The organism is Arthrobacter sp. R-11 (genome assembly GCF_049913155.1).
Classification (GTDB): domain Bacteria; phylum Actinomycetota; class Actinomycetes; order Actinomycetales; family Micrococcaceae; genus Arthrobacter.
The window spans coordinates 3,560,660-3,586,604 of record NZ_CP183979.1 but is presented as its reverse complement, the minus strand read 5'-3'; the positions used below and the strand labels follow the sequence as shown (position 1 = coordinate 3,586,604).

The following is a 25,945-nucleotide window of genomic DNA, read 5'->3' as shown; positions in this document are numbered from 1 at the left end:
CTATTTGTCCTTCGGGGTGGTGCCCTTGTCGCCGGTACCCGCGCCGTTGTCGCCGCTCTTCGAATCGCCGCCCTTGGTTTCCTTAGGCGTAGGGGTGGGTGCCGGGGCCACATAACTCAGGTTCGAGGGCGGCTCCGGGAACGGATCCGTGCCGTAGCGCGGGGCCACCTGCAGCATGTAGTTGGCGAACTGCGGGCCGGCGATCATGTAGCCGTCGATGTTCGAGTAGAACTTGCCGTTGATGGTGATGTCACGGCCGTATCGTCCCTGGTCGCCCAGCGGATCGCCGAACCAGGTGGCGGTAGCCAGGCCGGTGGTGTAGCCGACCACCCAGGTGGAACCGTTGGAGTTGTTGGTACCGGTCTTGGCTGCAACAGGGAAGGTAGTGCTCGTTGAGATGCGGGGCTGGATCCAGAAACCCGAGCCCTTGTTCAGCACTTCCTGGAGACCCTTGCTGACGCCTCGGGCAACTTCAGGGGAAATCGCGTCCCGGCAGTTGCTGGACTGGGCCGGAAGCTTGGCGCCGGAAGAGTCCGTCACGGACTCGATGGCGATCGGCTCGCAGTAGCGGCCGTCGTTCGCGAAGGTGGCGAAGGCGCTCGCCATGGTCAGCGGTGCAGTGTTTCGTGAGCCCAGCAAGTTGGCCAGCCTGGTCATGGGGATCTGCGGGTGCGGATCAGTGACCTTTCCGTCCTGGTCGCGGGCAGGCAGGCCCTCGTGGATGCCCACGGCGTCCACGATCTTCTGGATGCCGCAGAGGTCCAGCTGGGATGCGGAGGCGAAGGTAGCGGTGTTGATCGAGTTTGCCAGGCCGTACAGCACGCTCATCGGGCGGTAATAGCCCTCTTCGGCGTTTTGGAGGTCTTTGCTGCCCTCAACATTACTGTCATACCAGCCGGAGGTCGGCGTGGAGCACGTGTTCCGCCACGGGAAATCGATCGGGTACTTACGGACTCCGGCGTTGATCGTGGTGTACATCGACTTGCCCTCGTTGAGCCACTCCGCGAAGGTGAAGGGCTTCATGGTGGAGCCTGTCTGGAAACCGCCCAGGCCATTGAGGTCATTGCCGTTGGCGTCCAGGACGTCCACGTTGAAGTTCTGTTCGGCCTGGAACTTGCCCGGTGCAGGCAACCGCACGGTATTTTGGGCCATGGAGACGATCTTGCCGGTCTTCGGCTGGACCGAGACCAAGGCGGCGCCCCACTTGTCAGGGTTGGCACCCGCAGCCGCGTTTACCTGTTCCTGGGCCACGGCCTGCGCCTTGGGATCCAGGGTGGTCTTGATGGTCAGGCCGCCGCGCATCACCCGGTTGGTGCGCTCGTCAGGAGTGGCACCATAGGCCGGGTTGTTCAGCAGCAGGTGCAACACGTAATCACAGAAGTACGGCGCCGAGGTGGCGTACGCACAACCCTGGCGGGCCGGGGTGATCTTGGTTTTGACCGGCGTGGCCACGGCCTTGTCGTAGTCGGCCTTCTTGATCTTGTGCTGGTTCAGCATGAGCTGGAGGACGAGGTCGCGGCGGGACTTGGCGTGGTCCGGGTTGGTGATGGGGTCGTAGTACGACGGCGAGTTTACGACGCCGGCCAGGAGCGCAGCCTGGGGCAGGGTGAGGTTCTTGGCGGTGGTGCTGAAGAAGAAGCGGGAAGCGGCTTCGATGCCGTAGGCGTCCCGGTTGAAGAAGACGATATTGAGGTAGCCCTCGAGGATCTGCTCCTTGGAGAACTTCTTCTCCAGGGCGATCGCGAGCTTCATTTCGCGCAGTTTGTCGCCGACGCCCTTGTTGACGCCGTTGAGCTTGACGTCGTTTTCCTTGCCCTGGGAGACAAGCGATTCGTTGATGACGTTGTTCACGTACTGCTGCGTGATGGTGGACGCGCCCTGCTTCTGGCCGCGGGCGGTGCTGACCACGGCGCGCAGGATGCCGGTGGTGTCGATGCCGCCGTGCTCGTAGAAGCGGCTGTCCTCGACCGCGACGATGGCGTCCTTGATGTAGGGACTCATCTGGTCCAGCGGCACTCGCGTGCGGTTCTCCTTGTAGATCGAGGCGATCTTGGAGCCGTCACTGGCCAGGATGGTGGTGGACTGGCTGGGCGGGTTCACCTGGAGCTCCGCCGGCAGCGTGTCGAAGAACTGGATGGAGCCGCTGGCCGTGCTGCCCGACAGGGCGGCCGCGGGGACCAGCAGACCTGCCACCAGGACACCGCAAACGGCACTCACGCCGAGGAATGCGATGATCTTTCCCAGGGTGGTGGCAGTATCGAATATGGGGTTCTTGCGAGTCACCATGTTTTCCACTTTACCGGCAAGGGCTACGCTTTCTCTCATGACCAAATGGGAGTACGCGACGATTCCGCTCATTATTCACGCCACAAAACAGATCCTCGACACCTGGGGTGAGGACGGCTGGGAACTTGTACAGGTAGTCACCGGTCCCGATGGAAATGGTCTGGTCGCCTACCTTAAGAGGGAGAAGCAGTAACTATGACAAGCCCCGCAGAAACCACGTCTGGCGCGGAAACCCGGGCTCCGGCCTCCGCCGTCGAGCAGCGCCTGGCAGAGCTCGGCCTCGTCCTCCCGGAGGTGGCAGCACCTGTCGCCGCCTACGTCCCGGCGGTCGTCTCCGGCAACTACGTCTACACCTCCGGCCAGCTGCCGTTCGTTAATGGCAAACTCCCAGCTACGGGCAAGGTCTCCACTGGCGAGGAAGGCCAGTCCGAGGAAGCCACTGTTGCTCCGGAAGACGCCAAACTCTACGCCGAAGTGTGTGCCATCAACGCCCTCGCAGCGGTAAAGAGCGTCATCGGGGACCTCGACCGCATCACCCGGATCGTCAAGGTGGTCGGCTTCGTTGCCTCCGACCCGTCCTTCACCGGCCAGCCGGCCGTCATCAACGGTGCCTCCGAACTCCTGGGCAAGGTCTTCGGCGACGCCGGCATCCACGCACGCTCCGCCGTCGGCGTTGCGGTCCTGCCGCTCGACTCTCCGGTTGAGGTCGAACTGATCGCCGAATTCAGCTAGGAACCGGTCAAAGCAATTGCCTCAGCTAGCCCGACGCCTGTTCGTGTTGCCCCCTGAACTTGAGGGGGCAGCACGGAACTGGCTCCAGCTCGGCGAACGGAGTCCCCGCGCCGCGCGATATGCATCATCAGTAGTCCTGCTCCGTGACGCTCCCGGTGGCCTGGAGACCTGGATGGGTTACCGTCCGGGTACCTCCCCGCTGGGCGTGGTCGCCTTCCCGGGCGGCTCGCTGGACACGAGCGACGACGACGTCCTCGGCTGGCTGGGCCCCTCGCCCCAGCAGTGGGCCGAGGCGCTCGGAACCACCGACGTCGGGCTGGCCCGCCGCCACGTGGTGGGAGCCATCCGCGAACTGTTCGAAGAGACCGGCGTCCTCCTTGCCGGACCGGACCTGTCCACTACGGTGGAAGGAACGTCCACCCCGGAATGGATGAAAGCCCGCGAGGCCGTGGCTAACCAGGACAAATCCTTCGCCGACGTCCTGGCCAAGCGCGGGCTCTCCCTGCGCACCGACCTGCTCAAGCCGCTGGTGAACTGGCTCAGCCCGGACTTCGCCCACCGCCGCTTTAACACTCGCTACTTCGCAGCCACCGTCCCCGTCGGCCAGAGCCCCTCACTCCTCCAGAGCAAGGGCGTCTGGGGACGCTGGGTCCGTGCCTTCGAACTCATCGCCGAACGCGACACCACCATGCTCGGCGACGAAATCGGCCAGGAAAACACCATTGGCCTCACGCTCGGCCAACTCCTGGTCCCGGGCTCGGAAATCATGCTCGAAAAGATGGCCGCGGCCCAGGGCTGCATCGCCTACCTCAGCTACAAACGCAAGCACCACGTCTATCAGCCCCGCCTGGTCGAGGAGAACGGCGTGCTGATGCTCGAAGTCGAAGCAGCCCGCACCGTCGCAGGGGAGCCCCAGCGGGAGCGCTGACGCTTTTCCTCACCGCTCGGTGGTCGCCTTGCGTGGCGTTCCGTTGTGGTCACCTTTGCGTGGCGTTCTGTTGTGGTCACCTTTGGGTGGCGTTCTGTTGTGGTCACCTGAGACGCAGACAGCGGCCCTCCGCCGTCGCTTAGACACGATGCAAAAGGGCACCTTCGGTCGCTGAGCGACATCCGGCACCCGATGCATCGCGATGCGCTCCTCTGCGGAGACCCGCCGTCTGCTTGCCGGTCCTTGCGTTACCGACTGCTAACTCAGGTCGGCACTGGGTGAGCGACATGGCGGATGGCGGTCCTTCCGAAAGGAGCGCATCGCGGCACATCGGAGCGCAGAGGTCGCCCAGCGACCGGCGCGCTCCCTATGTGTCGAAGCGTCGTCCCGAGGGCCCCGACGCGAGCTTGCGAGTGTTGGGAAGGGACCTACGCGCTAAGCGACGCGGAAGGGCCGTCTCCGCCGCCCAAGGCGACCACAACGTAGGTGCGGCACAGCGCACAAGAAAACGCAGAAGGCCGGTTCCATTCGGAACCGGCCTTCTTGCTTGACGACTTAACGGGAGCGCTGGCGCAGGCGCTGCATGTCCAGGATGACGACGGCGCGGGCTTCCAGGCGCAGCCAGCCGCGCTGGACGAATTCGGCGAGGGCCTTGTTGACCGTTTCGCGGGAAGCGCCGACGAGCTGGGCCAGTTCTTCCTGGGTGAGCTCGTGCGCTACGAGGACGCCGTCGGTGGCGGGGCGGCCGAAACGGTCTGCGAGGTCCAGCAGCGCCTTGGCAACGCGGCCGGGGACGTCGGAGAACACGAGGTCGGAAAGGGAGTCGTTGGTGCGGCGCAGGCGGCGGGCCAGTGCCTGCAGGAGCTGGGCGGACACCTCGGGGCGGGTGCGCAGCAGGGTGTTGAGGCTTTCGTTCTTCAGGCCGGCCAGGCGGGTTTCCGAAACGGCGGTGGCCGTGGCGGTGCGCGGGCTCGGATCGAAGAGGGCCATTTCGCCGAAGAGTTCGCCCGGGCCGAGGATGGCCAGCAGGGACTCGCGGCCATCGGGGGAGGTGCGGCCGAGCTTCACCTTGCCGGACACGATGAAGTAGAGCTGGTCACCCTGGTCGCCCTCGCGGAACACCGAAGCCCCGCGGGAAAGGTCCACTTCGGTCAGCTCGTCCGTGAGCAGACGGAAGGCGTCGTCGTCAAGGGTGGCGAAGAGGGGTGCGCGGCGCAGTACCTCGATGTCCATGAAATCTCCTGAGTAAAAGTTCGGCAGTGGCGCTTCAGTCATTGTTCCAGAATTTTTCGGGCTCTGTGACGTACTTGGCAGCCGAAACGCCTGAAACTGTGCGGATATCGCCGAAAACGGCCCGCTTGGTGAGGGATGCCACGGGCCGCTGCGGCGCCAGGGCTATCGGCCGGGTGTCAGAGTCGGCACTTACAATTGGGGCTTACCCCGGCTGTGAGGAGCATTGGTGTTCGGCTTGACCATCTTGGATCTGGCGTTGATTCTGACGCTTCTTTCCTACCTGATCTATGGCCTGCGCAATGGTTTCCTGGTCACGCTGGGCGGCGTGGCCGGCTTTGCCGCCGGGGCGATGGCCGCCGTCGTTTCCGTTCCCCTGGTGAGCAACTGGGTGCCGGACAGTGGCTGGCGGCTGACCGCCATCATCGCTACCGCCCTGGTGCTGATCGTGCTCGGCCACGGCCTTGGCACTTGGGTGGGGCACAAGATCCGCCAGGCCGTTCGGATCCAGCCGCTGCACGCCCTGGACCGCCTGCTGGGCGGCTTCGCCAGTGTGGCCGTGGCGGCGCTGGTGATGTCCATGCTGTCGACCAGCATCGCGTCGCTGGGTGTGCCGTTTGTCTCCCAGCAGTTGGCCGACTCCAAGGTGATCCGCTCCATCGACGCGCTGACCCCCAACCCGGTCAAGGCCGCCGTCGCGCAGTTGCGTTCGGCGGTGATGGGGAACGGGATTCCCAAGATCATCGAAGGGATCGGCCCGGTGGCGCCGGTTCCGGTTCCCGACGCCAGTACCGACACCCCCGCCCTGAACAACGCCGCTCGCTCGGTGCTGAAGATCGCCGGAACCGCCTACCAGTGCGGCCAGAACCAGACCGGCACCGGATTCGTTGTGTCGCCCGGGCGCGTCGTGACCAACGCCCACGTGGTGGCCGGCGTTCCGCAGCCCGTGGTGGAAATGCCCGACGGCGGTGCGATGCCGGGCCGGGTGGTGTATTTCGACAGCAAGCGGGACCTCGCCGTCGTCGCGGTTGAGGGCCTGCCCACCGCGCCGCTGCAGCTGGGGCCGGACCTGCCCGCGGGGTCTTCCGCGGCCTTTGCCGGGTACCCGCACGGCGGACCATTCCAGTCCAAGCCTGCCGCTGTCCAGGGCGTGTCCACGCTGCTGGTTCCGGACATCTACGGCAACAACCCGGCGCCGGAACAGGTCTACAAACTCGCCGGCGACGTGCAGCCTGGCAACTCCGGCGGACCGCTGCTGTCCCAGCAGGGCCGGGTGGCCGGCGTCATTTTCGCCAAGACCACCTCGGACGTGGCGGTCGGCTACGCCCTGACAATGGCGGACCTCGCCCCGGTGGCCGCCAAGGCGCCGTCGCTGAACGCGGCGGTCTCGCCCGGGCAGTGCACGCGGAAGTAGCTAGGCGACGGCACCAGCCAGGAAGTCGATGGCCAGTTTGTACCCCTGGACGCCGGCGCCGACGATCACTGCGGTGCAAACAGGCGAGAGGTAGGAATGGTGCCGGAATTCCTCGCGCTTGTGCACATTGGTGATGTGCACTTCGACGGCGGGAAGCTCGACGGCGGCCAGGGCGTCACGCAGCGCCACTGAAGTGTGGGTGTAGGCGCCGGCGTTGATGACGATTCCGGCGGCGGTGCCGCGGGCGGCGTGGATCGCGTCCAGGAGGTCGCCTTCGTGGTTCGACTGCACGCAGTCCACCGTGAAACCGTGCGCGCCGGCTGCGTCCATGGCGAGCTGTTCGACGTCGGCCAGGGTGGAGGTGCCGTACTTTTCAGGTTCGCGGGTGCCAAGCAGGTTAAGGTTGGGGCCGTTCAGGACAAGGATGGTGCCGCGGCCGGCATCGGTGGCGGAGCTTGCGTCAGTCATGCCAGCAATCTATCGCGTTGAGGGGCCCGGCCGGCGAAGCGAAGGCCTAGGGTTACATACCGTTGGTGCCCCGCCGCCGTCGGGCCCGCCCGTTGGTTGTCGCTACAGGAAGGAACACAATGCCGGAAGTAACCCTCGGCGGAGAGCTTGTGTGCAGCACGGAATCGCAGGCTGAAACGGTGGCCAGGCATCTTCCGGTGCACATCGAGTTGAGCCGGGCCGAAGACGGCTGCCTGTCCTTCGAAGTGACGCAGACTGAAGACCCGCTCATCTGGCACGTCGAAGAAAGGTTCCGTGACCCCAAGGCATTCCGCGCCCACCAGGAACGTGTCGCCGCCAGCGAATGGGGCAGCGCAACAGCGGGGATCGAACGGCGTTACATGATCAGGGGAATGGATGCCGAAGGGCAGTCATGACTTCTCCCAATGGACGCGGATGGCCTCGGCGATTGCTCCGGCGGCCACATCCACCCTGAACGCCACTGGGGCTTTGCCTGTCTCCTCCACAACGGAGTCGCTGTACACGCGCCCGCACGCCGGACAAAGGGTGTAGAGCTCCCCGTCGTCCGGCCACGGTGCCAGGCCGACGGGGACGTCGTTGCCGGCATGAATAGGGACGCCCTGGGCATTCGCCGGGATCAGTCCGTCCTTGTTGACGGTGTTGCCGCAGACACAGGTGATCGTTGTGACATCGTGGCCGGCGACGGCGGCGAATTCAGTGTCCATGTCAGACTCCCGCGGTGGAAGGACCTTAATCCACAGCGTACGCCTGGAACCCGTGAGCGGTAGGACGTTGCGAGGCCCGCTCTACGTTCTTTACACGGGGCAAAGGACGTAGAGCGGGCCTCACAACTGGAAACTAGACCGGCGTGACCTTCAGCAGCAGGGCGTGCTCGGGGCGCAGGACCGGCAGCGGGAGGCCCACTTCGGCGAGGAAGCGGCCGCTGGCGGTCAGGCCGCCGTCGAGCCACGCGGGCGGTGTGATCTGCGAGTAAGGGCTGTCTCCGGTGTCTTCTGCGGTGGGCATGATGGCTTCCACCCGGTACGTCCGTTCCGGGTCCAGTCCCGGCAGGCCGGCCCGGCCCGGCACCTCGGCGGCGAGAGACGCCAGGACGACGGCGGCGAACAGGGCCTCGGAGCCATCCTGGGCGACGACGCCGTGCAACCGCAGCTTCGGCTCGCCGAGGTCCGCATTGACGCGTACGCCGGAGTGGAGCAGCCCGCGGTGCTGTTTGTAGATGCCGATCGCCCGGCGAAGCACGGCCCGTTCGTGCCCGGTGGCCTGGCGGATGTCCCATTCCATGCCGAAGTGGCCGAACAAGGCGGTGATTGCCCGGAAGGAAATGCTGTGCGTGCGGCCGGTGGTGTGGGCATGGGTGGGGCCGACGTGCGCACCCACCAGTTCGGGTGGGAGGACGGCCTGGGTCCAGCGCTGGATGGTCTGGCGTTCCAGGGCATCGTTGCAGTCCGAGGCCCAGACGCGGTCGGTACGCTGCAGGATGCCCAGGTCCACCCGGGCGCCGCCGGAGGAGCAGGACTCGATCTCGACGTGCGGGTGCGCGGCCTTGAGTGCGTCGAAGAGCCGGTACGCGGCGAGGGTCTGCTCGTGCACGGAGGGCCGGCCGTGGTGGCCGTGTTCGGTGAGGTCCCGGTTCTGGTCCCACTTGAGGTAGGCGATGTTGTTTTCGCGCAGCAGGGCATCGATGCGGTCGTAGATGTACTGCCAGGCCTGCGGGTTGGCGAGGTCGACGATGTGCTGGTTACGCCATTCCAGTGGGAGGCGGCCGCCGTCCTTGTGCGATGCCGTTGCGGGGCCGACGATCCAGTCCGGGTGCGCCCGGGCCACATCGGAGTCCAGGTTCACCATCTCCGGCTCGACCCACAGTCCGAACTCCATGCCGCGCGAGGTGACGGCGTCGATCAGCGGGGTGAGGCCTTCGGGCCAGATGGCCTCGTCCACGTACCAGTCGCCCAGGCCCGCGTGGTCGTCGCGGCGCCCGCGGAACCAGCCGTCGTCGAGCACGAAGCGTTCCACGCCGAGTTCCGCGGCCGATTCGGCCAGTTCGATGAGCGGCTCGATCCGGTGGTCGAAGTACACGGCTTCCCAGGTGTTCAGGACCACGGGGCGGGCCTTGCCCGAACCGCCCGATTCACCCTGGGTCCCGACGTGCTGGGGGCGGGCGCGGAACCAGTCGTAGAAGCGCTCGGTGACGCCGTCCAAGCCGTGGTCCGAGTACGCGGCGTAGAGCACGGGGGTGGTGTATTCCGCGCCGGGGGCGAGGACGATTTCTCCGGAGCCGAGCAGTTCGGAGGCGCCGAGCATGCGGCGTCCGTCGGCCAGGGTGTCGAGGTACTGTTCGTGGTTTCCGGACCAGCCGAAATGCACGGCCCAGACCCGTCCGGAGCGGTTGGCGAATCCCTCCGTGCCGGCGGCCACCAGCAGCGAGGAATCGTGCCCGGTGCGGCCGTGCCGGCCCGAACGCACCCAGGTGCCTTGGGCGATCGTGTGGCGCTGCGGGTGGTTTTCGCGGCACCAGCGGCCCGTGAGGTCCAGGAGTTCGACGGCGTCCCCCGGCACCGGGAGCACCAGGCCGAGTTCGTCGAGCTGGTACGGGGTCCCGCCCGTGTTGGTGAGGGTGTGGCTGAGTTCCAGCAGGCCGCCGGGGTTCAGCGTGATGGTGGTGCGGACTTCGATGCCCGCCTCCGGATCGGCCTGGAGCACGACGGCGGTGTCCCCGCCGTCGTGCTCTGCGGACACCACCCGCAGGGCGGGGGAGAAGGCGAAACCGGGAACGCCTGACTCGGAGCGCTGCCCGCGCAGGCCGGGCCGGCCGAGCCAGCCCGACGAGGCCTGGGGGAGCAGGCCGCCGACGACCGGGGTGTCGAGGGCCGAATGCGGCACCGGCGCGGCGAGGAGCGCCAGGTCCGGCAGGGCTTCGCCGAGATCGGCGCCCCAATGGACTATCTGGGCCTCACCGGTGTGGAAAGCGAGCAGGAGGCTCGTACCGGAGGAGCGGAGGTGCAGGGGGTCCATTGGCGGTGTCTCTTTCAGGTGGTGCGTGGTCTGTATAGGGAACGCGGGGTCACTTCGGGCCCGTGCTGCGGCGCCGGATGGGCCGTAGGCGACCCCGCGTTGAAGGTCCTACTTGGCGAAGAGGGCGTTGACCTGTTCGTTTGCTGCGGTCAGGGAGCTGGCCGGGGACTTGCCGGCAACGACGCCGTCCATGGCTGGCTTCATGATGCCTTCGATCTTTGCAGCGTTGTCCGTGATGGGGAACAGGAAAGTGGTCTTGTCCTTGACGTGCTGGGTGAAAGCGCTGACGTCCACGCCCTTGGCCTTGAATGCGGCTGCGGCCTTTTCAGAGGAGCCCTTCACGGCCGGGAAGACGACGGCCTTTGCCGCGACCACGTCCTGGCAGGCTGCGGAGCCGAGGTATTCCACCCACTTGATAGCGGCGTCCTTCTTCTTGGTGCCGGCCCAGATGGAGTCGGCCAGGCCGTTGAACATCGAGGCCCGCTTGCCGTCGGCGCCCGTGGGGGTCGGGGCGATTCCCAGCTGGATGCCCTTGTAGCCGGAGTACTGGCCGATCATCCAGGAGCCGGAGGTGTTGATGGCTGCCTTGCCGGCGCCGAAGTTGTCCGCGGCGTTGGCGCCGACGGTGGTTTCCAGCTTGGGCATGTAGCCCTTCTCGGCCAGGGAGGCCCACCAGGTGATGGTGTCCTGGAACTTCTTGTCGTCGTAGTTGAAGTGCGTGCCCCAGGGGTTCTTGTCGGTGTGGTTCCAGCCGGTGGTGGCGGTGAGGAAGCTCCACTGGGTTTGGCCCATGCCGGCGCCCGAGGATTCCAGGCCGAGGCCGTAGACCGCCACGTTGTTCTTGTCGAAGCCGGGCTCGTCGCCGCGCTTGCCGCTCTTGTCCACGGTGAGGTGGGCGATGGCTTTTTCGTAGGTGCCGCCGTCCTGCGCGTTCCACGTCAGGGAGCCCATCTGTTCGGGGGTGAGCCCGGCGTCGGCGGCCATCTTCTTGTTGTAGAACAGCGCGATGGTGTCCCAGTCCTTCGGCAGGCCGTAGCGCTTGCCGTCCTGCCCGACCCACAGGTCCGCGAGGCCCTCGTTGTACTGGCCAAGGTCCACCTTGTCATTCGCGACGGCGTCGTCCAGGGCCATCAGCTGCTTGGTTTTGATGAAGTCCGGGTACTTGGCGAGGTGGTCGGTGAAGACGTCCGGGGCCGTGCCGGAGGCCATGCCGTTGGTGATCTTGCCCCAGTAGTCGTCCCAGCCGGTCTGGGTGATCTTCACGGTGATGTCCGGGTTGGCCTTGTGGAAGTCGGAGGCGCACTGCTGGTACGCGGGAAGCTGGTTGGCGTCCCACAGCCAGTAGCTGATCTCGCCCTTGGCGGATTCCCCGCCGCCGCTGCTGCTTCCGCTTCCGCAGGCGGAGAGTGCAAGGGCTGCCGCGGCAGCGACGGCGACGGCGCCGAATGCCTTCTTGTTCATCATGGTGGGTCCTTACGTGGGTTGATGTGGGGTTGGGGGATGGAGGGAAAGCTATTTGGTGCCGTTGAAGCCGATGGAGTTGACGATCTTCTTGCCGAAGATGGCGAAGAGGATCAGCACCGGTGTTGCAGAGACCAGGGTGGCGGCCATGAGGCCGGACCAGTCGGGGGCGCCTTGGGGTGCCTGGGACTTGAAGACGCCCAGGCCCACGGTGAGCACGCGGGTTTCCTCGGTGGTGCCCACCAGCAGCGGCCAGAAGTATTCGTTCCACTGGCCCATGAAGGTCAGCAGGGCGAGGGTCGCGATCGGGGCGGCGGCGTTGGGCATGACGATCTGGAAGAAGATCCGCCAGTGCTTGGCGCCGTCGAGCATCGCCGCCTCTTCCACTTCGCGGGACATGTTCAGGAAGAACTGGCGCATGAAGAAGATCGCGAACGGGGTCATGAACAGGTAGGGCAGCACCATGCCGAGCATCGAGTTGAGCAGGCCCAGGTTCTTCACGAGCAGGAAGTTCGGCAGCGCAGTGAAGATCGGCGGGACCAGCATGGTTCCCAGGAAGAGGGAGAACACGCCGTCGCGGCCTTTCCAGCGCAGCCGGGCGAAGGCATAGGCGGCCATCGAGCTGAAGAACACGGCGCCGGCGGTGGTGATGCTGGAGAACAACAGCGAGTTCCAGAGGTACTGCCAGAAGTTGATGGAGGCGCCCGAGCCGCCTTCCGCGATTGCTTCCGCGGCAGTCTGGAGGCCGAAGACGCGCTTGAAGGCGCCGAGGTTGAAATCGGCCGGGAGCAGGCTGGCGGAGTTCGCGGCGAGGGATCCGTTGGTGGAGAGGGCGGTGCGCAGCACCCAGTAGAAGGGCAGGACGCTGACGGCGATGGCGACGGCGAGCAGGACCCAGGCGATGGTGCGACGCCAGTTGACGGGGCGGTTCGTTCTGAACGGCCGACGGCGGCTGTCCGCCGGGCGGGTAGCGGTGGTGGTCATGGGGTGTCCTTAGTCCAGGTCCGACTGGTTGCCGCGGAGGAACTTCATCTGGATGAAGGCCACGAGGGCGAGGATGAGGAAGAGGATGACGGCCAGGGCCGAGCCGTAGCCGAAGTCCTGTTCGTTGAAGGCGCGCTGGTAGATGTAGAACTGCAGCACGCGGGTGGCGTTGACCGGTCCGCCGGCGGTGGTCACTGCCACGGTGTCGAAGACCTGGAAGGAACCGATGACGGTGACCACCAGGACCAGGACCAGGACCGGGCGCAGCAGGGGCAGGGTGATCCGCCAGAAGGTGCTGACCGCCTTGGAACCGTCGATGCTGGCGGCCTCGTAGACGCTGTTGGGGATGGCTTGCAGCCCGGCGAAGATCAGCAGTGCCGTGTAGCCCATGTGGCGCCAGGTGTTGATCAGCGCCTGGGTGGGGATGGCCCATTGTTCGCTGCCGAAGAAGGCTACACGGGGCAGGCCGAGCCATTCGATGAGCTGGTTGACGATGCCGATCTGGTAGTCCAGCATCCAGAACCACAGCAGGGCGGCGATGACGTTGGCCATCAGGTACGGCATCAGGAGCGCACCTCGGATGAGCGTGGACTTGGCCACCCGGTGCATGAGGAGTGCGATGCCCAGGGCAAGGGCTGTCTGGAGTGCGATGTTGATGATGACGTACTGGGTGGTGACGCCGAGGGCGTTCCAGAACAGCGGGTCCTTGGCGATGCGTTCGTAGTTCCGGGTGCCGATCCATTCCGGGTCCCCGAGGATGCTGTACTCCGTGAAGCTCAGGTAGATCCCGCGGATGGTGGGGACCAAATAGAAGAGCACGAAGCCGAGCATGGCCGGCGCGATGAAGAAGAGCGCGATCCTGAGATCACCGGTGCCGCGGAAGTCCGCGCCAGGCTTTCCCCGCTTCCTCGACTTCTGTGGCCCCCGGGCCGAAAGCCCCGGGCCGGACTGTTTGGTGAGTGTGGTCATCGTCGACCTTTCCGAGTGTGACATGACTAACAACTGCAGCGAATCTACACGAGTAGATTTTGAAGGGTCAAGAGCATTTGTGCAATTTTGTGAGAATTTCTTCCGTTTCTTGCGTTTTTATTGACTCGAGTAGATCCCGCTGCGAGACTCGATGAATCCAAGACCGTTGAGGCCCAAGGAGGAGCCAGACAATGACGTTTTCACTCGGCGTGGTAGGTGCCGGCCAGTTTTCCGGCCAGTTCACCAAGCTGTTCAATGCGCACCCCCTGATTTCGGAGGTGTATGTCACTGACGTACTGCCGGAGAGGGCTACCGCCCTCGTAGAGCGCCAGCAGCTTGCAGGGACTTTCCCGGGCTTCGAGGAGATGCTCGCCAGCGACGTCGACGCCGTCGCCATCTTCACCCAGCGCTGGACGCACGGTCCCCTGGTGGTCCAGGCCCTTCGCGCCGGAAAGCACGTCTACTCCGCGGTCCCGATGGCCATCAGCGAGGAGGAGATCGCGGCGATCATCGACGCCGTCCGCGAGACCGGCCTGACATACATGATGGGGGAGACCAGCTACTACAACCCCGCCACCATCTACGCGCGCCAGCAGAAGGATGCCGGCGCCTTCGGCCGCATCTTCTATGCGGAGGGCGACTACGTCCACGACATGGACCTCGGCTTCTACGCGGCCTACCAGTACAGCGGCGGCAAGGATTGGCACAAGACCGCCAGCTACCCGCCCATGCTCTACCCCACGCATTCGGTGGGCGGAGTGCTGGGCGGAATCGGCGGGCACCTCACCAGCGTGAGCTGCATCGGTGTTCACGACGACCGCGGCGACGGCGTCTTCGACAAGGACGTCAGCATGTTCGGCAACGACTTCTCCAACGCCACGGCCCTGTTCGAGCTCGACGGCGGCGGCAGCGTCCGCATCAACGAGTTCCGCCGCGTCGGCTATCCCTCCCACCTTCGCGAGAGCCGCTTCCGGTACTTCGGTACCGAGGGCAGCTTCGAACAAATCGTGGAAACCGCCGTCTGGCAGGACAAGGAGGGTTTCACTGACGTCAGCGAGCAGATCAGCACCCTTCCCAGCATCCCCTTGGACGACCCCTCGCTGGCCGATGTCGATCCCGCCCTGCGGGATGCCTTCGTCTCAGGCCTGGCTCCGGTGCACGACCCCTCCCGCCTCCCCGAGGAGCTGCGGGCCCTGCCGAGCGGCCACGAGGGCAGCCACAGCTTCCTGGTGGACGATTTCGTGACGGCGGTGGCCACCGGCACCCTGCCGCCCGTCAACGCCTGGCAAGCCGCGCGCTTCACCCTCCCCGGAATTGTGGCGCACCAGTCGGCCCTGCGTGGCGGCGAACGCCTGCCGATCCGCGACTTCGGCGACGCCCCGGCGAACCTCACGGCACCGCTGGGGGAAACGGTCCGCAACTAGGATGTTTGCTATGCCGGACCTCTCCGCCTCGTCCCGACCCGTCATCACGCGCAAGGACGTCGCCCGCCTCGCGGGCGTCAGCACCGCCGTCGTGAGCTATGTGGTCAACGGCGGGCCCAAGAACGTGGCTCCGGCCACGCAGGAGAAGGTCCGGCAGGCCATCACCGCGCTCGGCTACCGGCCCAACGTCACCGCCCGGGCGCTGAAGATGGGTTCATCGCGCATCCTGGGCATGGTGGTGCCGAAGATCGGCAGCCCCTTTTTCGCAAGCCTGGCCCAGGCCGTCGAGCAGGCCGCAGAGGAAGAGGGCTATGCGATGCTGCTGGGCGACTCCCGGGATTCCCTCACCGTGGAACGACGCCACTTGAGCAATTTCGCGGACAGGCAGGTAGACGGGGTATTCCTCTGCTCCGTCCTGAACCACCGCCCCGAAGTCGGCGAACTCGAGGGCCGGGGCATCAGAACGGTCTTGCTCAACTTCTCCGAATATCCCTTGGAAGTCGATGCGATCGGCCCCGAATTCGTGAGCAGTTCCAGGCGGGCAGTGGAGCACCTGGCGAGCCACGGCCACCGCGACATCGCCCTGGTCCAAGGACTTGTCACGGGCAATACTCTCGACGGCCGTGAGTTCGGTTGGCGTGAGGCGCTCAAGGGCATGGGCGCCTCGGACGGGCAGATCTTCCGTTGCTCGTTCGACCGGGCCGGCGGATACGACGCCGGCCGCAGGTTCCTGGAGGTTCCGGACCGCCCCTCAGCCGTCTTCATCACCTCCGATGAACAGGCCGTTGGCTTCCTGCGGGCCCTGCATGAGGCCGGTCTGCGGGTTCCGGAGGACGTTGCTGTCGTGTCATTCGACGGCTCGGAAGAATCCGAATTCTCCTGGCCTCCGCTAAGCACGGTGCGGCAGCCGATCCAACAGATGGCCGAAGCCGGAGTCCGGGCCATCATCGGCACCGGGCGGGACGAGCCGCCGCGCACGCAGGTGTTCGATTGCGAACTGGTCCTGCGCCGTTCCTGCGGCTGCCACTAGCACCTGTCCTGCCACTAACACCTGTCCGGCGGCCCAACCCCCACGGCGCAGCCCCTGGACAAGCCCTGGCCAACCCCTGCAGCGCAACAAATTTGAAACTTTCTGAACAAAAACTCACAAAATCGCTTCCCGTTTGGCGTTGGTCCGGGTAGATTTTTGGCAATCCCAACTCCCTTTCGAAGGAAGCCATGAGAATTCTTGTTACCGGTGGCACGGGCTATATCGGCTCGCATACGGTCCTGTCCCTGCTGGAAACCGGCCACGACGTCGTCGTGGTGGACAACCTGGCCAACTCCAGCGAGGAGTCCCTGCGCCGGGTCGACGAACTGGCCGGACGCGCCGCGGTGTTCCACCAGGCCGACCTGCTGGACGAACCGGCCCTGGAGGAAATCTTCGCCGCCCACGCCATCGACGCGGTCATCCACTTCGCCGGGCTCAAGGCCGTGGGCGAATCCGTGCAGGAACCCCTGAACTACTACTACAACAACATCGTGGGCACCCTGAACCTGCTGCGGGCCATGGACGCCCACGGCGTGCGGTCGATCGTGTTCTCCTCCTCGGCCACCGTGTACGGCGAACACAACCCCGTCCCGTACATCGAGAAAATGGAAATCGGGGCGAACAACCCCTACGGGCGCACCAAGGAACAGATCGAGGACATCCTCACCGACCTCGGCGCCGCGGACGCCCGCTGGCACGTGGCACTGCTGCGCTACTTCAACCCCGTCGGCGCCCACCCCTCGGGCCGGATCGGCGAGGACCCCCAGGGCATCCCGAACAACCTGGTGCCCTTCATCGCCCAGGTCGCCGTGGGCAGGCGCGAGAAACTCATGGTCTTCGGCGGGGACTACGACACCCCCGACGGGACCTGCCTGCGGGACTACATCCACGTCGTGGACCTCGCCGAAGGCCACGTCGCGGCCCTGGATTACGTCACCGCCCGGCCCGGGGTGCACCGCTGGAACCTCGGCTCCGGCCGCGGCACCTCCGTGCTGGAAATGCTGCACGCCTTCGAAAAAGCCGTCGGCCACCCCCTCCCGTACGAAATCACCGGCCGCCGCGCCGGGGACCTGCCCGCCTTCTGGGCCGATGCCTCCTCCGCCCTGGCCGACCTGGGCTGGTCCACCAGCAAAACCATCGACCAGATGTGCCAGGACCACTGGCGCTGGCAAAAAAACAACCCCCACGGCTACAAGGGCTAAAGGCGCGGTTCCATGGTCGCTCCGGGAAGGGCCGCGGCAGTAAGGGAACGGGTGCCCGCAAACCCTGGCCGCCCAGCGGACATCCGCGATGTCGCCGAAGCCGCGGGCGTCTCGACCGCCACAGTGTCGCGAGCGCTGCGCGGGGTACCCAGGGTGGCGGACGCCACCCGGCAGCGCGTGCTGGAGGCCGCGCGCGGCCTCGGCTATGTCCCGTCGACGGCGGCATCCGAACTGGGCCGCAGCCGCGGTGCCGCCTGGCCTTCGCGTCGGGCAGCGGTTCGCCGCGGGAGCATCCTCGTCCTGACCGGCCCGGAGGACGCCGTCCCGGAGATCTCCGGCGCAAGCCATGGAATCAGTGTCCGCTGCGTTCCCGCGGAGGATGGAGCAACTGCGGCCGGCATCCTCGAAGGCGTCGATCCATCGGTGCTGGGGATCGTCGTCGGCGCCGGCCGTGCCGTGCACGCTTCGGCGGCGCTGCGGGATGCCGTGACCGCGGTCCATTGCCCCGTCGTCGAGGTCATTACCGGCAATCCGTACCAGCCGGGGCAGGCCTGGCAGTCGCTGCTGTCGGCAGCCTGCTCGGCAGTGATCGCCGGTGCCGGCAGCCACGGCTTCAGGCTGGCCGTCGACTACCTCGCGGCAGGCGCGGGCCGAAACGACGCCTAGGCCTCGGCGATCCGCAGCTTCCCTACGCCTTCGGCCAGTACCCGGCGGGCTTCCTCGCCGAGCCCGGGGTCGGTGATCAGCTCATCGGCGTCTTCCAGCCCGGCGATCGAGGCGATACCCACGGTTCCCCACTTGCTGTTGTCGGCCAGGACCACCACGTTCCGTGCCGAGGCCATGAACGCCTTGTTGGTCTCCGCTTCCTGCAGGTTCGGGGTGGTGAAACCGGCCTGGGCATCCATGCCGTGGACACCGAGGAACAAGGTGTCCAGATGCAGCTGCTTCAGCGCCGACGTCGCGATCGGACCGACCAGCGCGTCCGACGGCGTGCGTTCCCCGCCCGTGACGATCACCGAAGTGCCACGCCGGCTTGTGCCGGGATCGTGGTGGAACAACTCGGCAATCCTGATCGAGTTCGTGACCACCGTGATCCGCGGCCCGTCCAGCAGCAGCTTGGCGAGTTCGTAGGTGGTGGTCCCGGCGCTCAGTCCGATGGCAGAGCCCTCCTTGACCAGCTTGGCGGCCTCGAGGGCGATGGCCTGCTTTTCCGTGATCGCCTGCGTGGACTTCTGCTCGAAGCCGGGCTCGTGGGTGCGGGCGTCGCCGGGTAGTTTGGCGCCGCCATGGATGCGCTCCACGAGCCCGGCCTCTTCGAGGCTTTCGATGTCCCGCCGCACGGTCATGGCGGAGACCCCAAGGGCCTGGGCCAGGTCCGTGACGCGCACGACCCGTTCGCGCTGGACGGCGTCGACAATGGCGGTGTGGCGGGCGGCCTGGAGCATCGGAGCCTCTCTGGACGGTTGGTGGCGGACTACCGGGAAGACTCGACGACGGCGACGCCTCCGGCACTAAGGTTTAGCGTACCTGCGGTGGGTGGCCATGCTTTCCTATCCCTTGCTGGAACCGAGCGTGAGGCCAGCCACGAACTGGCGCTGCAGCACGAGGTAGATGATCAGGGTGGGTATCACGGTGATGGTGGCGCCGGCCGCCAGCAGGTTGTAGTTGCTGAGGAACTGGCCCTGGAGGTTGTTGATGGCGGTGGTCACGGGCAGCCGGTCGCCGCTTTGGATGAAGAGCAGAGGCCAGAAGAAGTCGTTGTAGATGAAGATGACTTCCAGGGTGCCCAGCGCGGCGAGGGCGGGCCGGCACAGCGGGAGGATGATGTTCCAGTACTGCCGCCAGATCCCGGCGCCGTCCACGAGTGCGGCCTCGGTCAGGTCCGAGGAGAGGGCCTTCATGTAGTTCGACAGCACGAAGGTGCAGAAGCCGATCTGGAACGCCGTGTCCACGGCGATCACCGAAATGTAGGTGTTCAGGAGGTTGCCGGAATCGCTGAAGGAATAGGGCAGCGTGAGGTGCTTGAACATTTCGAACAGGGGAGCGGCGAGGACCTGCGGGGGCAGGAGGTTTCCCGCCGTGAACATGATCAGCAGGGTGATGTTGAACTTCCAGCTCACCCGTGACACCGCAAAGGCCATCATGGAGGCAAACAGCAGCGTCAGCAGCACCGAGGGGACGGTGATGAGCACGGAGTTCAGGAAGTACTTCGAGAATCCGCCCTGCGTCCACGCCTGGATGAAGTTGTCGAAGTTGAAGGTTCCCCCGACGCTGAAGTAGCCGTACTTGTCTGTGTCCGCCTTGGGCCGCAGCGCCGTGAACAGGCTCCAGCCAAGGGGGATAAGCCACATGACGGCCATGACCGTCAGGAAGATATGGGTGCCGTAGTGGCGTTTGCCCGTTGCGCGCCGGATGCCGGCGGGCGGCGTGGCGGTCGGGATGCGGTTGGCGAGGGTGCTCATGCCTTGCTCTCCTTGCCGAAAGTGCGGATGAGGTAGAAGACGATCGGGATTAGGGAGATCACCAGGAGGATCACCGCGAGGGAAGAGCCGACGCCGATCACCTGGCCTTCGCCCACGAGGTTCTGGATGACGAGGGCGCTGATCAGTTCAAGGCCGTTGGTGCCGCGGTTGATGATGTAGACGATGTCGAAGGCCCGCAGCGACTCGATGATGGTGATGACCACGATCACGATGTTCACGGGCCGCATGGCCGGGAAGACCACCCGGAAGAACGTCTGCACGGCATTGGCGCCGTCGATCGACGCGGCTTCGCGCAGCGAGGGGTCCACGCCCTTCAGCCCGGCCAAGTACAGGATCATGACGTAGCCGGAGTGGCGCCAGGTGGCCGCCACCATGGCCGCCCAGATGTTGACGTTCGAATCGCCGAACCAGTCCACGGCCTGCGGGGTGCCGGCAGTGCCCAGGAGGTAGTTCAGCAGCCCACTGTCGCGGTTGTAGAACAGCTGCCAGATGATGCCGATCAGTGCCAAGGACAGCATGACGGGTGTGAAGAAGATGCTCTGGTAGATCTTGCTGCCCCGGATTTTCTGGTCCAGGAGCACGGCCAGCAGCAGCCCCAGCGGCGTGGCGATCAGGGCCAGGAAGACGAGCCAGAGGATGTTGTGCTGCATGGCGGGCCAGAACGGCGGGTAGTCCTCGAACACGAAACGGTAGTTCTCGGTTCCCGCGGCCTTGATGTCCTTAAGGTCCAGGCCGTTCCATCGGGTGAAACTCAGCGCGATCGAGAAAAGCGTGGGCAGCCAGACCAGCAGCAGCTGGATCACGGTGGGCAGCCCCACCATGATCGCAAGGACCAGCTTGTCCCGCCGGGTGAGCCGGCGGACCCTGCCTGCCTTGATGGTCCGCCTTCCGACGCCGCGGCGGCTCAAACCGGCCAGGGTCTGACCGGCCGCGCCGGGCTCGCTGTCCGGGGCGGCCGGCTTTTCGGCGGTAGTACTCATGGGGATTCCTTCAGTCTTGCGTAGGAGGTACGACGACGGCGGGTGGGACCGCCGTCGTCGTACCTGTCCTGGGGATGCCGGTGCGCGGGGTGACCCGCGCGGAAAAGCGGCAGCTATTGGGCGGCGTAGAGGGTCTTGGCCTGCGCTTCGAGGTTCTTGACGTCCACGGTGCCGTCCTTGATGAAGGACTGCAGCGCCGGGATCATCACGTTGTTGGCCATGGCGGGGAGGGCGTCGCGGTCCAGGAACTGGCTGATGTACTTGGCGTTGGCGATGGTGTCCGCGCACTTCTTGTTCAGCGGCGAGAACTTTGACGTGTCGGCACCCTTGACGGTGGCGATGTTGGAGGTATCGACGGACGCGTAGGCGTTCTGGCCTTCCGCCGAGCCTATGAATTCCAGGAAGTCATGGGCCGCCTTGTTGTCGCCGCCCTTCTTGGACAGGAGCAGGCCGTCGATCGGGGCTTCCACCGCGTCGGTGCCTTCGACGGCGATTTCCGGGAACGGGAAGAAGTCGATGTCCGCGAGCACGGCGGGATCGGTGAACTGCTGGGTCACGAAGGAGCCCAGGAGGTACATGCCGGTCTTCTTGGCTTCGAGGGCCTTGGCGGCGTCCTGCCAGGTCTGGCCGAGGGCGGCGGGGTCCTGGAACGGCAGGAGCGCTTTCCACGTGTCGAAGACGTCGCTGACCTTCTTCTGGTCCCAGCTTTCCTTGTGGGCGGTGAGGTCGACGTGGAACTGGTAGCCGTTCAGGCGCATGTTGATGTAGTCGAACGTGCCCATGGCCGGCCAGCCATCCTTGTCCGCGAAGCCGATCGGAATGATGCCGTCGCCCTTCATTTTCGTGGCCAGGGTCTTCAGTTCGTCGAAGGTCTTCGGGACCTCGTAACCCTTGGCGGCCCAGAGGCTCTTCCGGTAGAAGAAGCCCCAGGGGTAGTTGTAGTTCGGGACCAGGTACATCTTGCCGTCAGGTCCGGTGGACGCCTTCTTCATGGCGTCCGAGAAGTTGCCGCCGATCTTCTCCCAGACGTCGTCCACGGGAGCCAGCAGGCCCTTGCCCGCGTAGTACTGCATGCGGTAGCCGGCGAACCACGTGAAGGCGTCGTCCGGGCTGCCCTGGAGATAGGAGTTGATCTTGTTCTGGAAGTCGTTGTGGGGGACGACGTTGGTGGCTACGGTGATGCCGGTCTTCTTGGTGAACGCGTCGGTGACTGCCTTGTAGGCGTTCTTGGGGACCTCGTCCGAAGAGCCCGAGCCGAAGGTCAGGCTGTTCGAGGTGGCTCCGGGAGCCGGTCCGGAACCGCCGGTGCAAGCGGCAAGCAACGGAATTCCGGCCAGCCCGGCAGCACCGATACCGAGCGTTTTAAGGATCGTGCGCCGTCCGGGACCCGCATTGTGGGCCGCCTGGAACGGGTCAATGTTCGCTGCCATGTTCTCTCCCTTGAAAGCGTGGTGCTTGTGAGGTATCTCACTAGATATGACTATATACGCTCAAAAGAGAACAGGAAATAACTAAATATAACATTCTGGCCGCAGCCCCCTTATGGCAAAGGCGGCAGTCTCCTCACCGAGGAAACCGCCGCCTTCTCTTAGCCCTGTTTGGTGCCTTTCGGGGCCTTTTGGCGCCGCTGAGCCGTGCCTACTTCCTGAGTGATTCGGCGATCTGGGACATGATCGTCGGGTCGGACAGGGTGGTGGCATCGCCCACTTCGCGGCCTTCGGCGACGTCCTTGAGGAGGCGGCGCATGATCTTGCCGGAGCGCGTCTTGGGCAGTTCCGGGACCACGAGCACATGCTTGGGCTTGGCGATGGGGCCGATTTCCTTGCCGACATGGTTGCGCAGTTCCTGCACGGTGGCGTCGCCGTTGTTCACGGCGTCCCCGCGGAGGATGACGAAGGCGACGACGGCCTGGCCGGTGGTTTCGTCCGCGGCGCCCACGACGGCGGCTTCGGCCACCGAGGGGTGGGAGACGAGCGCGGACTCGATCTCCGTCGTCGAGAGCCGGTGGCCGGAGACGTTCATGACGTCGTCCACGCGGCCGAGGAGCCAGATATCGCCGTCTTCGTCCTTCTTGGCGCCGTCGCCGGCGAAGTAGGTGTTCTCGAAGCGGGACCAGTAGGTGTCCTTGAAGCGTTCCGGGTCGCCCCAGATGCCGCGGAGCATGGAGGGCCAGGGCTCGCGGATGACGAGGTAGCCGCCGTGTCCGTCCGGCACCGACTCGCCGGTTTCGTCCACGACGTCGATGGCGATGCCGGGCAGCGGAACCTGGGCGGAGCCGGGCTTGGTGGCGGTCACCCCGGGCAAGGGCGCGATCATCTGCGCGCCGGTTTCGGTCTGCCACCACGTGTCCACGATGGGCGCCGGGTGGTCCTTGGTTTCGCCGTTCTTGCCGGCGTTGGCGCCGATGACCTCGCGGTACCACATCCAGGCCTCGGGGTTGATCGGTTCGCCGACGGAGCCGAGCACGCGGATGGAGGACAGGTCGTACTTGGCCGGGATGTCGCGGCCCCACTTCATGAAGGTACGGATCGCCGTGGGGGCGGTGTACAGGATGGAGACCTTGTACTTTTCCACGATTTCCCACCAGCGGCCCTGGTGCGGGGAATCCGGGGTGCCCTCGTACATGACCTGGGTGGCCCCATTGACGAGGGGCGCGTAGGCGACGTAGGAGTGTCCGGTGATCCAGCCGACGTCGGCGGTGCACCAGAACACGTCCGTCTCGGGGTGGAGGTCGAACACGGCCTTGTGGGTGTAGGCGGTCTGGGTGAGGTAGCCGCCGGTGGTGTGCAGGATGCCCTTGGGCTTGCCGGTGGTCCCGGAGGTGTAGAGGATGAACAGCGGGTGTTCGGAGTCGTGCCCGATAGCGGTGTGCTCGGCGGAGGCGGCGTCCACGGTGTCCGCCCACCACTTGTCCCGGCCTTCGACCCAGTCCACGGGCTCGCCGTTGCGCTTGACCACGACGACGTTTTTCACCGTGTGGCCTTCCTTGGCAAGGGCCTCATCCACGGCGGGCTTGAGCGGGCTGGGCTTGCCGCGCCGGTAGGTGCCGTCCGCCGTGACCACGAGCTTGGCCTCGGCGTCGTCGATGCGGGAGCGCAGGGCGTCCGCGGAGAAACCACCGAAGACCACCGAATGCACGGCACCGATCCGGGCGCAGGCCAGCAGGGTGACCACGGCCTCCGGGATCATCGGCAGGTACACGGCCACCCGGTCGCCCTTGGCCACGCCAAGGGCCTCGAAGGCGTTGGCAGCCTTCTTGACCTCCTCGGTCAGCTGCGCGTACGTGATGGTGCGGGTGTCACCGGGCTCGCCCTCGAAATGGATTGCCACCCGGTCGCCAAGGCCGTTCTCCACGTGCCGGTCCAGGGCGTTGTAGGCGGCGTTGACTTCCCCGCCCACGAACCACTTCGCGAACGGCGGGTCGGACCAGTCCAGGGCCTGGCCGAAGTCCTTGTCCCAGCTCAGCAGTTCGCGGGCCTGCCGGGCCCAGAATGCCGGGCGGTCCTTGGCCGCCTCGGCGTAGTCCCCGGCCCCTGCCACCGCGTTCGCGGCGAACTCAGCCGACGGCGCGAACTTCCGGTTTTCGTGCAGCAGGTTTTCCAGGGCGTCGCCGTTCCCGGCGTCAGTGATGGCGTCCTTAACGATGGGGGCAGCGGTGGCCGTTGATTCCTTGGCGTCCTGGGACATGTGGACCTCATCTTCGTCGATCTTTCGCTGCGGGGGAGGCTGCCGCCGGAACGCACGGCGGCCGATCACGTCGCTGTGGTTCCCGCGGAAATACCGCAGAATGCTTTCCGCCATACACACTATCGCTTTGGCTGCGCCGGGGAGTGTGCCGGATCACATTGTGGCCGTGAGCGGTGGGGATTTAGCGCCGAGCGGCTAGGGGCTGTCAGGGCCGTGGCATAGGCTGAAAGGGTTCCGGGGCGTCGACCGCCGGCTCAGCCGCGTGTCCGGCCAGTGCCGTCGCGAGCGGCCGGGACACCGCCGGACCGGCACTGCAGTGCAAAGGAGAACTTGTCATGAACCAGATGAACCCCGCCCCCGAAAACGGTGCGGCGAAGCAAGGGGCTCCGGCTCCCGGTGCCGCACAGGACCCTGCCGCAGGCGCCCCTGCCGCAGTGCAGGCCGGTGCTTCCGCGCAGACGGCTGCCGCAGCGCAGACGGCCGCCCCCGTGCAGGCCGGTGCTTCCGCGCAGGTCGCTCCAGCGCAGGCCGGCCGGGCCACGGCGGTGGCGGGTCCGTTCACGGTGCGCGACCTCCTTGTTTTCGCCTCGGCGCTGCTCCTGTTCGTGGCTTCATTGCTTCCGATGTTCGGTCCGTACAACCTCTGGGGCCTCAGCAACCTCTTCTTCCTGGGCCTAGGCATCGTGCTGCCCCTGGTGGTGACCGCGCTGTTCGTGGCCCGGCGCCTGCAGCCGCAGAATCCGCTGCGGATCGGTTCGCTCTCCGTTGACCAGTTTGCTTCCGTGGTGGCCTCCTTCGCGGTTGCCCTCTACTTCCTGAGCGTTGCCGGGGCCTTCAGCGGCTACCTGCTGCTGGGCCTGGTCGGGGCGCTCGCCTTGCTCGCCGCCACTGTCCTCGCCCCGCACATCCCGCTCCTGCGCGACGATTTCAAGGACCGTGCCGAGTCAACCGCCCATCTGGTGGCGCGCGACGCCGTCGCGCCCTTCCGGAAGCCTGCTGCGCCGAAGCCCGCCCAAAAGGCAGCCGGTCCCGCCGTTGTCCCGGCTGCAGCCGGTCCTGTAGCCGGTGCACCTGCCGCGGGCGGTCCCTTCGCGGTGGTCCCGACGCCGGCCGCTTCTGCTGCGCCCCCGGCCTCCGTTGCCCCCGAGGAAACCAGAACTGAAGCCCCCGAGGGCGGTACCCCGGCGGCTGGCCCGGAGCCTCAGGCACCCAGGGCTGCCCCGGAGCCTCAGGCATCCACGGCCGCCCAGACGCCCCAGGCACCCGCGGCTGCCGGGAAGGATATGCCGGCAACGATGGCCCACCCCGTTGTCGACCGGGCCCCGGATCGTGCCCCGGAAACGGCCGCCTACCCCCAGGCAGCCCGCCCGGTAGAGCCCATCGGCGCCACAGTTGATCCGGCAAGCCGTCCCGAGGAAACCCAGGAACAGGCCTACGAGGCCTTCTGGTTCGCAGTGCCCCAGCCGCGCGTTGCCGTGGACGAGCACAGCGGTGCCCCGGCCTTCACGATCGAACCGGGTGGCTGGGTGCTCGCGCTCGAAGACCGGGGCGAGGAATTCCTGGTCCAGAACACCGACGGAAGGCTCGGAGTCCTGCGCGACCTCAGCCATGTCGAACGCGGCTGAACAGGACCG

Annotated in this window: 23 protein-coding genes; 10 read left to right on the top strand and 13 right to left on the bottom strand. The window is 66.0% G+C overall.

Features of this window, described 5'->3' with window-relative positions:
• Positions 1 to 2,286: a transglycosylase domain-containing protein gene (locus ACN9M4_RS16315; RefSeq protein ID WP_426299676.1), complete on the bottom strand. Its 2,286-nt coding sequence runs from the start codon at positions 2,284 to 2,286 to the stop codon at positions 1 to 3.
• 37 nt (positions 2,287 to 2,323) lie between these two features.
• Here ACN9M4_RS16315 and ACN9M4_RS16310 point away from each other — a divergent pair, with 37 nt between their 5' ends.
• Genes ACN9M4_RS16310 through ACN9M4_RS16300 form a run of 3 tightly spaced genes read left to right on the top strand, consistent with a single transcriptional unit; the run spans position 2,324 to position 3,946 of the window.
• Positions 2,324 to 2,479, top strand: a complete 156-nt coding sequence (locus ACN9M4_RS16310; RefSeq protein ID WP_115789890.1) for a DUF4177 domain-containing protein — start codon at positions 2,324 to 2,326, stop codon at positions 2,477 to 2,479.
• 2 nt (positions 2,480 to 2,481) lie between these two features.
• Complete coding sequence (locus ACN9M4_RS16305; protein ID WP_426299674.1) at positions 2,482 to 3,018, top strand: RidA family protein; 537 nt, start codon at positions 2,482 to 2,484, stop codon at positions 3,016 to 3,018.
• A 16-nt stretch (positions 3,019 to 3,034) separates the two neighbouring features.
• Positions 3,035 to 3,946, top strand: coding sequence for an NUDIX hydrolase (locus tag ACN9M4_RS16300; protein ID WP_426299672.1), 912 nt, complete (start codon positions 3,035 to 3,037; stop codon positions 3,944 to 3,946).
• Positions 3,947 to 4,501: 555 nt separating this feature from the next.
• Here the strand turns inward: ACN9M4_RS16300 and ACN9M4_RS16295 are convergent.
• The gene (locus ACN9M4_RS16295) at positions 4,502 to 5,179 is read right to left on the bottom strand and encodes a Crp/Fnr family transcriptional regulator (RefSeq protein ID WP_013602309.1); all 678 of its coding nucleotides are present in this window, start codon (positions 5,177 to 5,179) and stop codon (positions 4,502 to 4,504) included.
• Between the two features lie 226 nt (positions 5,180 to 5,405).
• Between ACN9M4_RS16295 and ACN9M4_RS16290 the strand changes: the two genes are divergently transcribed.
• Positions 5,406 to 6,590: a MarP family serine protease gene (locus tag ACN9M4_RS16290; protein WP_426299670.1), complete on the top strand. Its 1,185-nt coding sequence runs from the start codon at positions 5,406 to 5,408 to the stop codon at positions 6,588 to 6,590.
• Here ACN9M4_RS16290 and aroQ read toward each other — a convergent pair whose 3' ends face one another.
• Entirely contained in the window at positions 6,591 to 7,058 is a 468-nt protein-coding gene (gene aroQ, locus ACN9M4_RS16285) for a type II 3-dehydroquinate dehydratase (protein WP_426299668.1), read from the bottom strand.
• Positions 7,059 to 7,177: 119 nt separating this feature from the next.
• Between aroQ and ACN9M4_RS16280 the strand changes: the two genes are divergently transcribed.
• Positions 7,178 to 7,474, top strand: a complete 297-nt coding sequence (locus tag ACN9M4_RS16280) for a putative quinol monooxygenase (RefSeq protein ID WP_426299666.1) — start codon at positions 7,178 to 7,180, stop codon at positions 7,472 to 7,474.
• Here ACN9M4_RS16280 and ACN9M4_RS16275 read toward each other — a convergent pair.
• From ACN9M4_RS16275 to ACN9M4_RS16255, 5 genes are all read right to left on the bottom strand, one after another.
• Entirely contained in the window at positions 7,469 to 7,783 is a 315-nt protein-coding gene (locus ACN9M4_RS16275) for a hypothetical protein (protein WP_426299664.1), read from the bottom strand. The two genes, ACN9M4_RS16280 and ACN9M4_RS16275, sit on opposite strands and share 6 nt — an antisense overlap.
• Before the next feature lie 133 nt (positions 7,784 to 7,916).
• Positions 7,917 to 10,091 (bottom strand): alpha-galactosidase, encoded by a 2,175-nt coding sequence (locus tag ACN9M4_RS16270; RefSeq protein WP_426299662.1) that lies wholly within the window; start codon positions 10,089 to 10,091, stop codon positions 7,917 to 7,919.
• 108 nt (positions 10,092 to 10,199) lie between these two features.
• Positions 10,200 to 11,555 (bottom strand): ABC transporter substrate-binding protein, encoded by a 1,356-nt coding sequence (locus ACN9M4_RS16265; protein WP_426299660.1) that lies wholly within the window; start codon positions 11,553 to 11,555, stop codon positions 10,200 to 10,202.
• A gap of 48 nt (positions 11,556 to 11,603) precedes the next feature.
• On the bottom strand, positions 11,604 to 12,536 hold the full coding sequence (locus ACN9M4_RS16260; RefSeq protein WP_426299658.1) for a carbohydrate ABC transporter permease: 933 nt from the start codon (positions 12,534 to 12,536) through the stop codon (positions 11,604 to 11,606).
• A 9-nt stretch (positions 12,537 to 12,545) separates the two neighbouring features.
• Entirely contained in the window at positions 12,546 to 13,505 is a 960-nt protein-coding gene (locus ACN9M4_RS16255; RefSeq protein WP_426299656.1) for a carbohydrate ABC transporter permease, read from the bottom strand.
• A gap of 191 nt (positions 13,506 to 13,696) precedes the next feature.
• On the opposite strand from ACN9M4_RS16255, the gene ACN9M4_RS16250 reads away from it, so the two are divergent.
• The 4 genes from ACN9M4_RS16250 to ACN9M4_RS16235 all read left to right on the top strand — a co-directional run bounded on the left by ACN9M4_RS16250 (position 13,697) and on the right by ACN9M4_RS16235 (position 17,827).
• Complete coding sequence (locus ACN9M4_RS16250) at positions 13,697 to 14,929, top strand: Gfo/Idh/MocA family protein (protein ID WP_426299654.1); 1,233 nt, start codon at positions 13,697 to 13,699, stop codon at positions 14,927 to 14,929.
• 1 nt (position 14,930) lies between these two features.
• Positions 14,931 to 15,959, top strand: coding sequence for a LacI family DNA-binding transcriptional regulator (locus ACN9M4_RS16245; RefSeq protein ID WP_426299652.1), 1,029 nt, complete (start codon positions 14,931 to 14,933; stop codon positions 15,957 to 15,959).
• 188 nt (positions 15,960 to 16,147) lie between these two features.
• On the top strand, positions 16,148 to 17,161 hold the full coding sequence (gene galE, locus ACN9M4_RS16240) for a UDP-glucose 4-epimerase GalE (protein WP_426299650.1): 1,014 nt from the start codon (positions 16,148 to 16,150) through the stop codon (positions 17,159 to 17,161).
• Between the two features lie 51 nt (positions 17,162 to 17,212).
• Complete coding sequence (locus tag ACN9M4_RS16235; protein WP_426299648.1) at positions 17,213 to 17,827, top strand: LacI family DNA-binding transcriptional regulator; 615 nt, start codon at positions 17,213 to 17,215, stop codon at positions 17,825 to 17,827.
• Here ACN9M4_RS16235 and ACN9M4_RS16230 read toward each other — a convergent pair.
• The 5 genes from ACN9M4_RS16230 to acs all read right to left on the bottom strand — a co-directional run bounded on the left by ACN9M4_RS16230 (position 17,824) and on the right by acs (position 24,311).
• A complete protein-coding gene (locus tag ACN9M4_RS16230; protein ID WP_426299646.1) occupies positions 17,824 to 18,606 on the bottom strand; it encodes a DeoR/GlpR family DNA-binding transcription regulator in 783 nt (260 codons plus the stop codon). The genes ACN9M4_RS16235 and ACN9M4_RS16230 overlap by 4 nt on opposite strands.
• Before the next feature lie 105 nt (positions 18,607 to 18,711).
• Positions 18,712 to 19,623, bottom strand: coding sequence for a carbohydrate ABC transporter permease (locus tag ACN9M4_RS16225; protein ID WP_426299644.1), 912 nt, complete (start codon positions 19,621 to 19,623; stop codon positions 18,712 to 18,714).
• On the bottom strand, positions 19,620 to 20,624 hold the full coding sequence (locus tag ACN9M4_RS16220) for a carbohydrate ABC transporter permease (RefSeq protein ID WP_426299642.1): 1,005 nt from the start codon (positions 20,622 to 20,624) through the stop codon (positions 19,620 to 19,622). The genes ACN9M4_RS16225 and ACN9M4_RS16220 overlap by 4 nt, the downstream gene beginning before the upstream one ends.
• A 113-nt stretch (positions 20,625 to 20,737) precedes the next feature.
• Positions 20,738 to 22,054, bottom strand: coding sequence for an ABC transporter substrate-binding protein (locus ACN9M4_RS16215; protein ID WP_426299640.1), 1,317 nt, complete (start codon positions 22,052 to 22,054; stop codon positions 20,738 to 20,740).
• A gap of 208 nt (positions 22,055 to 22,262) precedes the next feature.
• Positions 22,263 to 24,311 (bottom strand): acetate--CoA ligase, encoded by a 2,049-nt coding sequence (gene acs, locus ACN9M4_RS16210; RefSeq protein WP_426303508.1) that lies wholly within the window; start codon positions 24,309 to 24,311, stop codon positions 22,263 to 22,265.
• A 335-nt stretch (positions 24,312 to 24,646) separates the two neighbouring features.
• On the opposite strand from acs, the gene ACN9M4_RS16205 reads away from it, so the two are divergent.
• Positions 24,647 to 25,936 (top strand): hypothetical protein, encoded by a 1,290-nt coding sequence (locus ACN9M4_RS16205; RefSeq protein ID WP_426299638.1) that lies wholly within the window; start codon positions 24,647 to 24,649, stop codon positions 25,934 to 25,936.
• The last annotated feature ends 9 nt before the right edge of the window (positions 25,937 to 25,945 follow it).